The sequence below is a fragment of the Nocardia vaccinii NBRC 15922 genome, assembly GCF_001613305.1.
GTDB classification, from domain to species: Bacteria; Actinomycetota; Actinomycetes; order Mycobacteriales; family Mycobacteriaceae; genus Nocardia; species Nocardia vaccinii.
In genome coordinates, this window is record NZ_BDCC01000009.1 from 153,623 (window position 1) to 169,078 (window position 15,456).

At 63.5% G+C, this 15,456-nt stretch carries 8 protein-coding genes; 3 read left to right on the forward strand and 5 right to left on the reverse strand.

All coding sequences use genetic code 11. From position 1 onward, the window contains the following. Positions 1 to 280: 280 nt before the first annotated feature. Together murJ and NV1_RS44435 are read right to left on the reverse strand one after the other, a co-directional pair. Positions 281 to 2,053 carry a murein biosynthesis integral membrane protein MurJ gene (gene murJ / locus NV1_RS05415; RefSeq protein ID WP_084525105.1) on the reverse strand — a complete coding sequence of 591 codons (1,773 nt, stop codon included), beginning with the start codon at positions 2,051 to 2,053 and terminating at the stop codon, positions 281 to 283. Positions 2,054 to 2,728: 675 nt separating this feature from the next. Further along, entirely contained in the window at positions 2,729 to 2,893 is a 165-nt protein-coding gene (locus tag NV1_RS44435; RefSeq protein WP_218026918.1) for a hypothetical protein, read from the reverse strand. 32 nt (positions 2,894 to 2,925) lie between these two features. Between NV1_RS44435 and NV1_RS05420 the strand changes: the two genes are divergently transcribed. Beyond that, the gene (locus NV1_RS05420; RefSeq protein WP_067886113.1) at positions 2,926 to 3,171 is read left to right on the forward strand and encodes a hypothetical protein; all 246 of its coding nucleotides are present in this window, start codon (positions 2,926 to 2,928) and stop codon (positions 3,169 to 3,171) included. 177 nt (positions 3,172 to 3,348) lie between these two features. Here the strand turns inward: NV1_RS05420 and NV1_RS43260 are convergent, their stop codons facing one another. The 3 genes from NV1_RS43260 to NV1_RS05430 form a co-directional block, all read right to left on the reverse strand. Next, positions 3,349 to 3,780, reverse strand: a complete 432-nt coding sequence (locus NV1_RS43260) for a hypothetical protein (protein ID WP_157116585.1) — start codon at positions 3,778 to 3,780, stop codon at positions 3,349 to 3,351. Positions 3,781 to 3,909: 129 nt separating this feature from the next. Next, a complete protein-coding gene (locus NV1_RS05425; RefSeq protein ID WP_067886115.1) occupies positions 3,910 to 10,920 on the reverse strand; it encodes a PA14 domain-containing protein in 7,011 nt (2,336 codons plus the stop codon). Positions 10,921 to 11,056: 136 nt separating this feature from the next. Continuing rightward, positions 11,057 to 11,845: a lysozyme family protein gene (locus NV1_RS05430; RefSeq protein ID WP_067886117.1), complete on the reverse strand. Its 789-nt coding sequence runs from the start codon at positions 11,843 to 11,845 to the stop codon at positions 11,057 to 11,059. 18 nt (positions 11,846 to 11,863) lie between these two features. Here NV1_RS05430 and NV1_RS05435 point away from each other — a divergent pair, with 18 nt between their 5' ends. Together NV1_RS05435 and NV1_RS05450 are read left to right on the forward strand one after the other, a co-directional pair. Further along, positions 11,864 to 12,730, forward strand: coding sequence for a hypothetical protein (locus tag NV1_RS05435; protein WP_157116587.1), 867 nt, complete (start codon positions 11,864 to 11,866; stop codon positions 12,728 to 12,730). Positions 12,731 to 14,266: 1,536 nt separating this feature from the next. Beyond that, complete coding sequence (locus NV1_RS05450; RefSeq protein WP_084525106.1) at positions 14,267 to 15,163, forward strand: helix-turn-helix domain-containing protein; 897 nt, start codon at positions 14,267 to 14,269, stop codon at positions 15,161 to 15,163. Positions 15,164 to 15,456: the final 293 nt, after the last annotated feature.

Below are 15,456 nucleotides of genomic sequence, written 5' to 3' on the forward strand. Positions count from 1 at the left end.
CCTGATTCGGACAAACGAAACCCACTCCGGCAGCAGGGGCGCTGACCGCCGAGATATGCAGCGATACAACGGAATTGGACCTGCAGCCGTTCGAGGCAGCCTGCCGCAGTGCTCGCACGGTCACGTCAGCCACCCATCGGCCTCCCCGCCACGCTGTGCGTCGAAAACGAGAGCATTTGATCACGAATCAGCCAGTAGGACAGCGGAATACGCCATAGGGCACACGAGCACGGCGGCGGGACCTCGCGAGATGCTGCTAACGGGTGGTTTCGGGCCCCAGTCAGGGAGTCAGGAGTGTTCGGGCGACGCGGATCTCCGGTATCCCGATCACCTTGGCCGCGGCCAGGAACCCGCCCGCGCCAACCAGTGTTCCGGCAGTAAGGGTGACCAGTTGGCTGCTGGTGACGCCGGAGGCGGTGTGCTGGATCAGCATCATCGCGGCCAGTGCGCTGCTGCCGCCGATGGCGGTGGCAGCCATGACCTGGTTGAAGGTCGTTGCGACGGTGGAGAATCCGAGCAGCCCGTAGCGGCGTCGCAGCAGAATGTGCCCGGTCATCGCTCCGGCGAGGTAGGAGATAGAAGCAGCCACGCTGAGCATCACCACCAGAGTACGGTTGGGCAACACCTCAGCCGATACGGTGAGAACCGCGAGCTTCACCAGCATCATGACTATGTTGATGATGGTGGGTGTGCGAGTGTCGTTGCTGGCGTAGAAGACTCGCATCTGCAGCATCACCAGCGCGAACGGCGCCAACCCGAACGCCGAGGACGCGATCGCCGCACCGATCAACCGCGCGCTGGCGGGGTCGATCCGCCCGGCGAACACCAGTGAACACACGATCGGACCGAGCAGCATCATCGCCATCGTCATCGGCATCAACGCCACCAATAGGTATCTGGTCCCGCGACCGAGGTCCGCGATCAGCGCCGCCCGGTCACCCTCCGCGGCCGAGCGGGACAGTCGCGGCATCAACACCGTCAGCAAGGACACCGCCAGAACACCGTACGGCACCTGAAACAACAGATCGGCGTAGGTGTAGATCGACACCCCGTGATGGTCGAACGCGATCCGCATGGTGACCGCGACCCCGACCTGGCTGATCAACGCGTATCCCAGCAGCCAGCCCAGCAGCGGCACCGCCACCCGCACCGGCCGCCACGTATACGGGATCGGCCGCACCCGCCAACTCCACCGGAACCCAGTGCGCCGCAACGCCACCACCGTCCACGCAGCCTGCCCGAGGATCCCAGCCAGGGTGCCCACACCGAGAGTGAGGACCTGCGTGGTGGTCATCGACCCCGGAGTCAGCACGACCGGCCCGGGGAGCAGCACGAACACCCCGCACGTGGCCAGCACGATCACGTTGTTGACCACCGGCGCCCACGCCGCCGCGGCGAAACTGTCACGCACGTTGAGCACCGCGCTCGCCAGGACGGTCACGCCGTAGAAGAAGATCTCCGGCAGCAGCAGATACGCGAACACCGTGGTCAGGTGCCGCTGTCCGGCGTCAGCGACGAAGATCCGCACGATCAGCGGAGCGCACAGCACGGTGAGCACCGTGATCAGCCCCAGCGGGATCACTGCGGCCAGCAGCAGACGCTGGGTGAACTCGCGAGAGCGCCTGCAGCCGTGACGGTGCGCGCGAGCCAGCAGCGGCACCACCGCGCTGGCGAACACGCTGCCCAGCAACAGCTCGTACACCATGTTCGGCAGGTTGTTCGCCCCGTTGTAGGCATCGCCCACCGCCGCGGCACCCAGCACAGCCGCCACCACCAGCGTGCGCGCGAACCCCGTCACCCGGCTCACCACCGAAGCCACAGCCACATGTCCCCCCGCCAGCGCCACACCACGCCCACTGGCTACCCGCCCCGACCGCAGAACACCACTTGCCACCTGCGGCCGGACCACGTGGCGAGACGATTCGGCCAGGACCGGCAGCGGCTCGGTAGGGAACCTGTCGGCTTCTCGCCGCCCGGTCCGGCCCGCGCGAGGCGGCGGTCCGGCCAGGATCGGCAGCGGCTGTGTGGGGAAATTGCCGTACCTGTCGGTCATCACGCTCACTTCCCTTCCTGGACACCAACACTCGGATGCTGCCAGACCGTCCACGAGACGACGAAGCCGCCACACGACAGACAGACTCACTCGGCACTGTGACCGCGACCCGGGAAGTCATGCCCAGCGGCGCTACCGGACACCAGGTGCGAAGCTACCGCTGCCATTCGATCACCCCGCTCATCTCGATCGATCAGGGTTGCCGCTATTCGCCTGCCCCTGACGAGGCGGTTCGGGTGTCGTCCTCTCCGAACAGCACAAGCTGGCGCGGATGGGTGAAGGGTGCGCCGATTCGACGGAGGCATCGGGCGCAGGTGATTTCTGCTCGTGTGGGCGCTAAGGCTGATGGAGCCATCCGGCCACGCCGGTTCTGTAGAGGAGTTCCGGGACGACTTCCTCGCCGACCCACTGGCCGAGCGCGACTGCGTGTACTGCGCGCCCGGACCGGACGACGGCGTGAACGCCGGATCGCCGAAGGCTGCCCGCGTTGAGGCGGCGAGCGGGGCGATATCGGTCATGCGGCCACGATACGAGCGGGCACCGACACGGACCGGACATTGGGGACGTGGTCGGCGTCCGGTTGTAACGACAGGTTGTAATTGTCACCGAGTGCTGGGTCGGCGGCCAAGTGGTGGGTTGGGTGGGCTTGTGCTGCCGGACACCGTGGTCCGCCCACTATGTGGGCCGGTCGCCTCCATCGCCAGCATCCCTGGCAGCGCCGGCACCGATCATGTGCAGCACGTCCGAGGCCGGGCGAACATCACCGAAGGACCGGTAGATGGTGTGCAGCGTGGCGTTGTGAACGTGGTCGTGTGGAGCGGCATTGGCGTCGGCGACCATGTGAGGTTCTCTGCTTCGCCGCCCGTCCTGGCATGTATGTCGGCTACACCACCTGGCATGCGGTGACGGGCTTCCTCACCGGCTACAGCGAGTCGGCGGTCCGGCACGGTGGACAGGGTCTCGTCGGTTTCCGGGATTGGCTGATGACCAATCACCTGGGTAGGGAAAGCAACTACACCTGGGCCCGAATCATCACGCACATTGTGCTGCCGGACCGGGATCATCATGTACCCCTGACCGATGACCAGCAAGTGTCCGGGCATTGGACGCGTTGTTGACCTGCTCGACGCTTTTCTCAACGACGCGAAACCGGCCCACGATGAGCCCTCGGCGCGGTCGCGAACGCGACGGCAATCGCCGCAGATTGAAGATCTGCGGCGTTCAACGACCGTTGCATACGCTTGCTACTCGGGCCTGGAGATACAAATCTCGACGACGCGGTGCAGCGTTGAATTTCAGCTCAACTCTTCCCTGATATCACGGGCACGCTCCAAATCAAGGATAAGCGAGCTGACACTGAGTGGGATCCGACCGGCATCGACGACGACGACCGTTTCGCTATCACCAACTTCAAGATCATGGCCATCAACCCATCGCTGATTCTTGGTATCCTCCAGAAATCCGAGCCGCCCATTTTTTAGACGCACTTCGAATCCCGAATGTCTCCGATCTGTCACTACAGAATCAGATTCCATTCCAGCTATAAGCGTTATCTCGTCAACCAAGCGACTAATTATGGAGATGGCCGTACGGATCGTAGGGTTGCGATCAACCTGAAGAGTTTCCAGCGACTCACCGCGATCGAGGGCAACCGCATAGAACTCCTCCAGCGTTACCCACTGTTCTTCCAACTCGGAACGCCATGGGGAATTACCTTCAACGCTCATAAGTAAGGACTCGACTTCTCTGATCAGCGACGCTAGCGAGTATTTACCCTCAGAATACGAGCCCAGAGAACGAGACAATAGCCGACAGATCATCAATTGCGACAAGGCGTACCACTCCTTCCATCCAGGTCACTTGCTAGCATACATCGGAGTGATAACATCTCCTCTATCATTGGTAATCACTGCAACCCCATTCTCCGGACTGAAGTACCGAGTAGTGCCGGGCTGGTTTCCCGGACTTTTAATGCCATGCTGGATCGTATCCTCTACAACTGATGGCGGAATCCCTCGCCCTTGTGTCCGATCGAGCGCATGACCAGTATAGTCACGCCCACCAATATTTCCACGCGTATTATTGGACTTTTGAGTATCCATTTCAGATCTGCGTGACCCTACCGGCGTCGACGGATGGACATCGCAGTTATGGACCAGAATCGCGGTAGATCCGGCAAGCACATAAAAGGTGTGAATCTGGGAAACACTCAGATTGTAAACGGATTGATTATTTACATCACCACGGTCCGCCACTGATGCGACGCTCAAGGGCTCGGTACCTGGGAGACCTACGGGACTGTCACCGGCCTGCAGGTTCTCTGCGTTGATCCATCCGCGCCCCTTGACCCAGACCGGGTGGGCTGAAGTGGCGGTGATCGCGGCCCCACCTCCCCTGGCGAACTGGAGAACTACGAGATGTTTGGTGCCGTGTCCGACGATGACGTCAGCAACGGGTTCAGGTTTGGTGGTTCCGGTGGCGGGGTCGGTGGCCAGGACTTGGTCGTTGGTGGTGATGGCGTTGATCGGTTTGGAGGTGCCATCGGCCATGAGGACGAGGGTGCTGGGGGTGAAGGAGTTGCAGGTTCCTTCCTTCTGCGCGGCCTGTGCGGCTTTTTCGGCTGCTTGGCCTTCTTTGACCCCGACCTGAATGCCTTTGACTGCCAGCCCCCCTTCGGGGAGCATGCCGACGGCGTCGACGGCAGCATCCGCGTAGTGGCCTTGGGAGAGTTGCCCGGCGGTGGCGACGGCGGCGGAGGCCTCTCCAATGGGGCCGGGCAGGATCATGCCGACTTCGGCGACTTCGGTGGTGACGTCGACCGCAGAGTTCCAGGCGGAGCTGATACTGAATTTGCCAGACAGGTCGGTGCTGTTGACTGGGTCGGCGTTGGTGTAGTCATAGTCGTTCGCCGACCCACCGGCGACCGGATCAGTTTGCAGGAACCGTCCGAGGACCGGCAGGTATGTGCGGGCACCCATCTCCAACGCCTGCTGAGAAGCCAAGTGTTCGGTCGGGATGACATGCTGGCCTTGCCAGCCCGCGTCCATGCCGCCGGTCATAGTGGCGGGGATCGCGATGTCGGCGAACGCACCGCTGGCCGGGTCGATATCTTGGCCGTACGGGTCGTACAGGTGGATGCCGCCAGTGCGGGCGGCGGTGCCGTCAGCGGTGAAGATGATGTTGCCGTGTACGTCTGGGTAGGACCAGTTCGTGGTTGCCGTCGGGCTGTAGGTTTTGGTCAACAACACCCCGCCGGGTAGCTGCAGGAGTCGTTGCAGCAGATTCCCTGTGCTGTCGAGGGTCAATTGCGGAGTGGATGCCGAGGCTCCGGTGTAGCCGTAGCGGGTGGTCCCGTTGGTCGCGGGTGCCTGCTGGCCCTGGGTGGTGCGCTGGGTCAGCCGGTCGCTGACGTCGCGAGTGTATTGGATGTTTACCCCGGCCGCGGTGGTGGTTTGCACGTGCCGGCGGGTGGAGTCGTAGCCGAGGGTGTCGCTGCCGACGCTGGTGGCGTTGCCGTACACGTCGTAACCGAAGGTCAACGCGTTCGCGCCGGTGCTCGACAGGAGACGGTCGGTGTTGTCGTAACAGTAGGCCGTGGACACGGCGGGCTGAGTATCGCGGACATCGGTGAACCCGGTGCGGTTGGTGTCTGTACCCGCCGCGGTATTCGGGCCGCACCCACCGGTGGCGTCGAAGTTGTATGTCAGCTGGTGGTGGGGCACGGTCGCGGCGACCAGCCGTCCGACGGTGTCGTAGGTGTAGGCGTCGGTGTAGGTGGCCGGACCGACGCTGTCGGTGAGGTTTTCATCGGTGATCCGGTTGGCCAAGGATCGCGCGACGGTGTCGGCGACGGTGGTGTTGGCGGTTTTCCATGCCAGCGCAGTGACCGCGCCTGCGGGGTTGCGGGTGATCGAGTCCAGGCGGGATCCGTTGCCGTACAAGACGTTCTGGATCTGCCCGGCATTGGTGTAGCCGGGGGTGGCGACCGTGGTGCCATCCAGAGCTACCGTGAGCAGCCGGGATGCTTGGTCCCATGTGTAGGCCAGGGTTGAGGTGACGCCCTTGACCGTGGTGGTGTCACTCAGCACATGCCCGGCCGTGTCGTACACCGTCGCGGTGACCGCGCCGTTGGCGTCGGTGTAGGACACCACCTGACCATCCAGGTCGACCGTCGAAGTGACCGAGCCGCTTTCGTCGGTGACCTTGGTGATCAACGGGTTACCGCCGACCGCGTAGTCGTAAGCGATATTGCGGGCCGGTTGGGTCCCCTGCGCCGGGAACGACTGCGAGATCTTCCGGCCGCGTGCGTCGTAGCTGACACATGACCACGGCTCGGTATTGATCCGCGTGGCGACCACCCGACCGGAGGAGTCGTATACCGATTCCGCGGTGTTCGCTTGCCCCGCAGAGTTTTTCGCCGCCATCACGATTTTCGGTAGTCCGGCTTGATTCACTGCCGACGACCCGGACACGCAAGGGTTCGCGCGAGTTTCCGAATCACCGTAATAGGTGGTGGTGCTGCGTTTGTCCGGGTTGGTGACATCACCAGAGGGCAACGCCTGCGCGGTCTTACGCAAATACCCGTTACCCGGTGTTTCGAAGGTGGAGCGTGTCGTCAGCGCGAGCCCACCGGGATCGTTCGTGGTGGACACCGCGAGCTGGTACACCGGGTCGATACCGTGTGCAGGATCCGAATAACTGGTAGCGGTGTGGCTCGAGGGTGCTCGTTCGACGCTGCCGCCGGAGGTGTCGTCGTCGACCGTGCTGGTCTCCGACCCATAGCGGGGCTTGAGATTTTGCCCGGGCACGGTCGCAGGGGACCCGGCACCGGGTGGAGTCCAGGTGAAGTTCAACGCGCCGGTGGTACCGCTACGGTTGTAGTACTCCACGCGGATGCGATGCCAGCTCCCAGCGACAGTGTTGTTGTAGGTGCCGGCGGTCGCGGTGCTGGCCTTGTCGGTCCAGCTGTCTACCAGTCGGACATCGTCGATCCACAACCGCACGCCGTCGACGGCGGTAAACCCGAGGCCGTAGTTGCCTGTCGCGGAGAATTGGATCTCCCCGGTGAACCGGGCGGACCAGCCGCCGGTGTTGGTGACCGGTGGTGAACTACCCCAGGTTTGGGCCAGCGAACCGTCCGCGCTGCCGACACCGGTCTGCCAGATCGCGGGGATCCCAGATAGGACCGGGTTGCTGTACAGCGAGGCCGACAGACCCGCGATACCTTCGTCGTAGTTGGTGTGGGTATGTGGAACCGTCGCCGCACACGCTGCGGTGGGTGTCTGCCCGGTGAAGCAGGATGCGGGGGCGGGACCGTAGTTGTCGATCGGGCGGTCGGCGTAGTCGTACACGATGGTCGAGCGGCGGCCCGCGGCGTCGGTGAACCCGGACGCTTTATCCTTGGGCGTCCATTCCGCCGATGTGACCAGTCCGTCGGGGTCGGTCTTGGTCAGGCTTCGTCCGGCGGAGTCGTAAGTGGAGGTATAGCTCGCGTACGCCGAGTTGGGTCCTTCGTAGATCTTCACCGTCGCGGAATTGTGTGTGGGGTCGTAGAGGTAGGTGTGCGCCGGCTCGGTATTTGCGGTCACTCCATCGGGAGCTGGGCTGTTGATCGTCGTCGGCGCCAAAGTTGGTAGATCGGGGGTGCGCTGGAATTGGTCGTAGAGGATCGTGGTGCGGTCAGCGGTCCCCGAATATGAGGTTTGGGTGGCTTCCCAGTCACTGGCGAGAGGGTCGCGCAGCTGATACAGCGGTCCGACGGAGGCGATGTAGTTCTCCACCGCGACGGGGTCCGAGTTGTTCGCGATCGCCGAGGCATAGCTAGCCTCGTCGGTGTAGGTGAAGTCGCGAATCTCGCCGCCCGGGTTTTCGATCCTGTCCAAGGTTCGCACGGTCGAGTACCACAGTCGGGTTTCGGTGCCGTCCCAATACTTGATGCGGCACAACATTTGTTCGGGTGCTTGCGCGGCGCCTGCGGGGGCGCTCGCGCCGCCATAACAGTTGTTGCTGTTGTCGGTGTTGTAGTACAGGGTGTGCGACAACCCCGAGACCGGGTCCTTGATCGAGGTCAACCGCGATGGTGATCCGCTGTAAATGTATTGCAGCGCTGCGGGTTTCTTACTGTCTTCCACTGTTGTGACGGTGCTCAGGGTTCCGTCGGGGTTGAATACCGATGCCACTCCGCCCTCGGTTTCGGTGATGCGTCCGTTGGCATCGAACGCCAGCACCCCGTCCTCACCGACCGGGGGTATGTAGCCGCCCTCCGATGTCCGCGCCCAGGTGTGGACCGTGCCGGTGCCTTCGGTGAGGACGACCGATCCGTCCATTTGAGTAGCGGACATGTACTTCGCGCCGGGCACCGCCAGGTTCCAACCGCCGGGTAGTGGTGCGGTGTCGTTCGCGTACAGCAGGTTCGTGGGCACGATCTGCGGGTTCATCGTGAACGTGCGAGCGGTGTCCGGGCCGGTGGCCGCCCGCCCCCACAGCACCATCTTCGGTTGTGTACCCGAGGTGTGGTGTACCAGTTCGACTTTCAGCGGGATCCGCTGGCCCGCGGCCAGGGTGATGTCCTGCGAGGTTTTCGGGCCGACGGTGGTGAAATCGCTGGACGTGCGGGTCCCCTGCGGGTCGTTGATCAGCAGATTGTTGTTGACCCACAACCGCATTCCGTCGGCATAGGAGCCGTCGAACCGGTAGTCACCTGCTACCGGAGCCTGAAAATATCCTTCGTAGCGAACCACATACCACGACGGGTCCAGGGCCGGCGCCAACGTCAACCCCGGCACCGTGTATCCGTTGGACGCGGGTTGGAAGAAGCCGAAAACATCCAGGTTGACTTGTGGTTCGGTGCGCACCATCACCGGAACAGCCGCAGGTGTGCCTGTGTGGGTGGGGTCGTTGAAATACGAGGTCGTTACTCCCCGGCCCCACCCGGCCAACGAGTTGTAGGCAAGCTTGACCCCGGAGTCCCCGCCGACGGAGTGAAAGGTAGGTCCACCGCCCTCGACATAGGCGTTGCCGTTGTACAGGTTCACCGTCACAGGGCCCATTCGGTCCGTGGGCGAAATCTTCCCATCCCCCAGGCGCTGATCGACTTTGAAGTGATTCACCCACGGCGGTGCTGTGGTGGTCACACCACCGGACAGCGCGGTGAGCACGGTCCAGGTGTAGGTTGCGCCGTCATGTAGCACGTAGTTCGGCACGGTCCATGTCGGTGTGGTCAGGCACCCCGAATCCGCTGTCTCGCCGGAGAGCCCGTCGACACCGGTGGACACCTTGAAGCAATACAGCGTGGCGTCACCGGACGGGTTGGTGACCGCGTTCACTGACAGCGTCGGCGTCCGGGTCCCTACCACCGCCTGGTCGACCGGTCCGACCGCGGTCGCGGCCGGGGGTGCGGTGCCGTAGTCGACGATCAGCTGGGCCTGCAGGGTTTGCAGGGTTTGAGCACCGGCGGTTTCCGCGCCGGTCAGGAGAAACCACGCGTTGTTGTCCTGCGCGGCAACACGTCCGGCGATGTAGGTGGTCAGGTTCGGGGACCACATCGAGCCGGCGTTGCCGACCTGCGCGGACGCCAACTGCGGGCCGAGCGAGCCGTAGCCCAGCGGACTCGTGGCCTGGTACAAGTTCGCCGTCGCCGCAGTCGTGGCAGCCGTTCCGGTCGTCTGGAAATCCATCCGGGCACCGACCACCGTGTTGCCGAACAGCGGGGAAAAATCGAACCGGAACCCCGAGCGCCAGAACAAGTCTTGTCCTGAGGGCAGGGAGTTGCCGATCTCGATACCGCAGGTGTTCGCGCACGCGGTCGTACCGTCGGAGGAAAACGCGGTCGTCGCGGCGGTATTGCCGAAACCGTAGGTATAGGTGGGGTCGACCACGACCGGATACACCCGCGCCTTGTTGGTCAACCAGCTCTTGTTCACCGTGACCGTCAGCGACCAGGAATCACCCTTGCGCTCGAGCTCATACTTTCCGCTGTTACGGGCATCCTTTTTCTTCTTGTTGTTCTTGCCCTCGCCAGCAGAATCGCGCACCTGGATCGGCGGCAGTGCCGCTATCTCTTTGCCGTGGGAGTCGGTGATGACGACTTCGTTGTCACGCAGCTGCGGCGTTGAACCTGCACCCAGCTTCATCTCGAACACCCACCGGCCATCACCGACCGCGGCCCGCGACTTCAGGATCACCGATTCCTTGACCGCGCCCGGCTCGACCTCGTATTTCAGATCCTGCCCCGGCAGCACATTGGCGTATGTGACCGTCGATCCCGACACCGACCGCGCAACCTTATGAGCCCCCTTCAGCGCGAACGTCACCGGCGCACCACTGTCGTTGACCTGCAGCAGCGCTTGGTCGTTGGCGAAGGGCGCAAACTCTGTGTGTGCGCCGTCACGGGCGGCGTTGGCCTTCTTCGGCGACTTGCCCCCTACCACTCGGGTGTCCATCGGCACCCAATGGCCTTGTCCGTCAGCCACACTCACCGGCGTCTGCGACAACACCAGCGAGTGCGACCCGTCTTTGTTCACGTACCCGACAGCCTTCTGCGACCGCGACACCTCCTTGGAGGTCTTCGGGTTGAAGCCGCTATGCGTGCCTGACCTCGCCAACATCGCACCCAGCGGCCTGAAGTCGGCCTTGGGAGGCTGGGGAGGTCGCTTATTCGGTGCAGGGATCTTGGCCGGTTTGGTCTGGGGTTTCATCAAAGGCAGGTGCCGTGCCGCATCGATCACGTGCTTACTCGCTGCTGTCGGTGTCACCATGACGTGCACGGTTTGCGCGGTCAGCGCCAAGGCCAGCACACCAGCCGCGGCGCACAGCCAGAAACGGGTCCGCGTGTTCGACCACACACGGCGCTGTTCAAGAGGTTTCATGTCACCAAGCAGACTGTCCGGCCCCGGAAACGGGGGGTTCACGAAATAGATTGAGAGCTAGTTACTTTCAGAAAGCCCGAACGTTCTACAGAGCGGTTCGGGTGTTCTGTCACGGTTCGGGCCCCATGCGTTGGGGTCAGGTGTCGTAGCCGATCGCGGTGGCACGTACCTGGTTCACGTAGGCGGCGGAGTGGTTGTAGGCGAAGATCGCCTGCCGCCAACCGCTGGCCGTGGCCAGGTCGCCTCCCGATGCGCACAGGTAGCGGCCCGCGGCCAGTGCCGCGTCGTCGATATTGTCCGGGCTCCCCGAAAGAGTGTTCGTGGCAACGGGTTTACCGCCTTGCAGTGCGGCGGCCAGGAGGTGGTAGTCGGTGCTCGCGCGGGCACCCCACCGCTTCCAGGTGTCGGGGATGAACTGGAACGGCCCCATCGCCCGCGCGTATACGGTGCGTCGGGCTCCCCCCGTGGCCGCGGAGTCGACGATCACGGCGTTACCGCTGGTGCCGTTCAAGGCGATACCACGTATCGGCGGTCGCACGAGACCATCGGTAGCGATGGTTGCGCCACCGAAACGGGCGTGATCGCTTTCCACCCGGGCGATCCCCGCCAGGGTGCTCCAGCCCAGATGACACTGCGGCTGCGCCTTCGCCATGACTACGGTCGCATACCCGTATGCCTCGAGCGCGCGCACCGGAATACCATGCTTGCTGGCCCGCGCCCCGGCCCAGTCCCGCAGCTGGTCGACCTTGTTCTCCAGCGCATCCAGGCGGATCGCCGGCATCGCACCATGGGGGACGGGCGGCGATGGATACCACGTCCGGTCGGCAGTTCCACCACACGCGGCGATCACCATCACGACCGTCGACACCAGCAGCACCAGCCGTGCTCCCGTCGTTCCGGGGAGTACACGAATCTTCTCGGTCATTGCTACCTGCACGTGCTCGTGACCGAGGAAGCTGTGGACGGTTTCGGTGCCGCAGTCGTCGGGTGCGTGCGGGTCGTGGTCGGCGGATGCGCCAGAGTCGGGGTCGCCGGGGTCAGGGATTGCTTGCTGGTCGCGGCCTTCGTCGGGTGGCATGTGGTGGTTGGCGTCGCGGTGCTCGACGGTGTCCGCGTTGGCGGCCGGGTCGTCTTGTGCGGCGAGGTCGTTGTGTGCGGGGGCGCGGTCGTGGTCGGCGGGACAATCACCGTGACGGTGTTCGTCCCGGGCGGGCTGACCACTGTCACCGTGGTCGTCGTGGTGATCGGATCCTGGATGGCGCCTCCGATCGACTGCTGCTGGTCCGGTGTGGACTGCGCTGAAAAGCTTCCGCTTGCATTCGCGCCCACGCTGACCGAGAAACTCGGCGCCGATGTCGTGGTATCGGTCGTCGTGACCGGCGTGCTGGTCACCGGATCTACCGTCGTGGTGTCCGGTGCGGTACTGCCGACATCGGTAGCCGGGACCTCCGCTCCGGCGTCGGTCGTCGTGGCCGGATCGACAGTGGCAGTCTGCGTTGAAGTCGCCTCGCCCGGGACCGGCACGTCGCTCGGGGTCACCGTGTCACTGCTGCCGGTCGTCTCGGTCGATTCGAGCTCGGTGGTCGGATCATCAGCACTGTCGGTCGCCGAAACATCCTGGGACGCAGCCTTCGTACCCGTGTGGTCCGCTCCCCTCGATTCCGCGGTGGCCACCCCGACCAGGATGAGCAATACGGCTACCGCGGCCGCGTGCGGCAGATACCGGCGCACTTTCCGGTCCGCAAGTACCTGCACAATCCGATTCCCGCTCACCCGGTGCCGCCACCGTGCGAGCATCGTCACCGGCTGATCGTCGGCCTCATCGCCGTCGTCATCGCAAGCATCGTCATCGGCAAAATCCGAGTCGGCCGCAGTGTCATCCTGATCGTCGGGATCAGTGATGCTGGTCTGTGCGAACGCGACATCGGTCGCCTCGGATCCCGGATCCTCGCCGAGGATCGCAATCACTTCCGTCGGAGCCGGATCGACACTTTCGCTGCCGCCGATTGCGAGCAGTTCCGTCGCGTCGGGATCGGCCGCATCGTGGTCCGGGAGACCGATGGGATCGGACGAATCGGGATCCGGATCGCGGCCGTTCAATGACTTCATCAGATATTGGCTTTCTGCTACGCGGCCCTCGCCACGAGGTCAGCCGCGGACAAACCGGCAGCTCGGATCCGCCGACCCGGGTACGCCACCCTCACCGTTCAACCCACGGCCGAGAGTGCCTGTGTCCGCATGCTTTTCGTTATCAGCGACCGGCTGCGGGGTTGCGGTCGGCACGACCGAGGAACCCATCGATCACCGACCGCACCGTGCCGGCTCCGCCGCCCTGAACCCCCACGCTGAGCGATCCCCCACTCGAGGAGCCGCTGCCGGACGGACCCGAGAACGACGACCCACCCACCGAGGAACCGCTGCTCGAGGATCCGGTGCCCGTCGAAGCCGAATCGATCGGCTGCGAGAACACGCGACCTCCGTCATCCGGTGTCAACGGAATCGGCCGCGCGGCCGCGGCCACCGGCAGCAAGGTCAACGAACCCCCCAACGCGACAGCGGCTACTCCCACACGAATCAGACCCAAAGCGCTCACTGCAGGAACCCTTTCATCGACGTCAGGCGCGGCTCCGCGCCGCGACCACCCCACAGAACGACACACCGGCGAACGGCGAGCGATCACATCAATCGCTCAGCTGAATCACAGGTTCTCATTCCAGTGCAGACTGTGCAGCGCAAACGACAAGCACGCAACCTCGACCACGCAGACGCCACACAGCCCCGGCGACATCAGCACATCATCAGCAAACATTGAATCCGAAGGCAACGAAACCCATTACGCCGCGGGCATTTCGGACATTTATCTGCAACTACACCCGGCAAACTGGCCCTATCGCACGGCGGAGCGAAGACCTGGAGTGGACTCAATGCGCAATCCGACCGCAATCACCGAATGTGGTCCCCGAAATAACCCCTGCTCTACACCGCCCATGACGCCGGATCAGTCCGCTTACCAGCAGCTTTCGACCCAGAAGGATGAGCCGAACCGCATCGGCCCCAGACCCGCGGTGACACAAATTGTCACAACCACGCACCACCCCTCGGACACGGCCCTTCTCCGGGATCCACAGTCAACAAGAGCGGGTGGAGTGATGCACACCACAGTGCGTGTAGTACGCGCATCATGTATTAATTTTCTTCAGCAAAGAAGTTTGCGCTGCAAAGGATTTGGGAAACGGGGGCTCAATCGCGGCGATCCACACGACCGATCGCCCGGTGATCCACACGACCAAACAACAATTCCCGGGTACGTCAGGCTTCGCGTCACGTAGTCAAGAAAGGCCCCGTCGTGGAGATCGCCGCACCACCAGTGCCCCGCCCAGACCCCCTCTCGATCCGCCTCGGGAAACCACTGGCCGCCCCGGTGACCCGGCAACGCCGCGCCCCCCAGAAGCTGTCCTGGGTGTGCGATCGCCCCCAGGTCGGGTCATACCTGCGCCGACGCCGCGAAGCGCTCGGCTTGACTCAGGACGAAGTCGCCCTGGCAGCCACGACAACGGTATCTTCCTTGCGGAAATGGGAAGCAGGCCTGCGTAACCCGAGCATCGAAAGCCTGGCCGCCTGGTGCTCCGCCCTGGACCTCCCCGACTGGATGCTGCGCAAAATCACCTCACTGGCACTCAACGGCCTCGACCACCTCGGAATCGAGCCTCAGCCACCCACACTCGGCAACGACGAGCTCGATCACCTCGAAACCGTCACCGCCCCCGCCTATTACCTCATCTTCCCGCACCTGGACATCCTGGCCGCCAATTACACCGCACGCCGGTTGGTGCCCAGCCTCGTACCGGCCACCCCGGGGTCGTCGCGCCCCACCAATCTGGTCGAATGGGTAATGACCACGCCCGCAAGAGAAATACTGGTCGACTGGCAGACCATCGCCACCCAGCTGGTGTATCTACTCCGCGTCATGGGGCCGGGACTCGTCCCCCAGCAACGCTTGGACGAGATCTTCAACTTTTGTCACTCACAGGCCCCCAGGGAATTCACACGATTCTTCAGCACCGAACTCACCAAAGCAGAGACCAACAACACCCTCATCCGGGTACGCAACACAATCACCGGCGCGATCGAACAGCACACCTACCAGTTCCTGCACCCCGTCCAACCACGACGAGCCTACGAACAACTTCAAATAGTGAAACGCAGCGCAACACCAGGCCCAGGAATTCTTGGGATCGTCTGAGATCGTCAACTGACCCACGGCATCTGCCCCTCTGAGTACCCAACAGATCAGACAGCGAGGGGCCGGAAAGTCCTCGGATAGTGCATATTTGGCTTCTCAGGCCGGACTATCCGAGATGTGCTGCATAGCCAAAATTCCGACACTCCCAGCACCCCGCTGTACTAACGCCAAGGCCCACCAATCGAAGGAATTCCGTGACCGCACGCCGAGGGAATTGGGTGACGCTGGCCAAAGCCGAAAAGAAGCAGGCGATAACCGATGCCGCGCTCGAGGTCATAGAAAAGCGCACGCAC

Coding starts and splice junctions, on each gene's coding strand:
- NV1_RS05420 (WP_067886113.1), top strand. CDS start 2,926: ATGTATGTCGGCTACACCACCTGGCATGCGGTGACGGGCTTCCTCACC.
- NV1_RS44435 (WP_218026918.1), bottom strand. CDS start 2,893: ATGGTCGCCGACGCCAATGCCGCTCCACACGACCACGTTCACAACGCC.
- murJ (WP_084525105.1), bottom strand. CDS start 2,053: ATGACCGACAGGTACGGCAATTTCCCCACACAGCCGCTGCCGATCCTG.
- NV1_RS43260 (WP_157116585.1), bottom strand. CDS start 3,780: ATGAGCGTTGAAGGTAATTCCCCATGGCGTTCCGAGTTGGAAGAACAG.
- NV1_RS05425 (WP_067886115.1), bottom strand. CDS start 10,920: ATGAAACCTCTTGAACAGCGCCGTGTGTGGTCGAACACGCGGACCCGT.
- NV1_RS05430 (WP_067886117.1), bottom strand. CDS start 11,845: ATGACCGAGAAGATTCGTGTACTCCCCGGAACGACGGGAGCACGGCTG.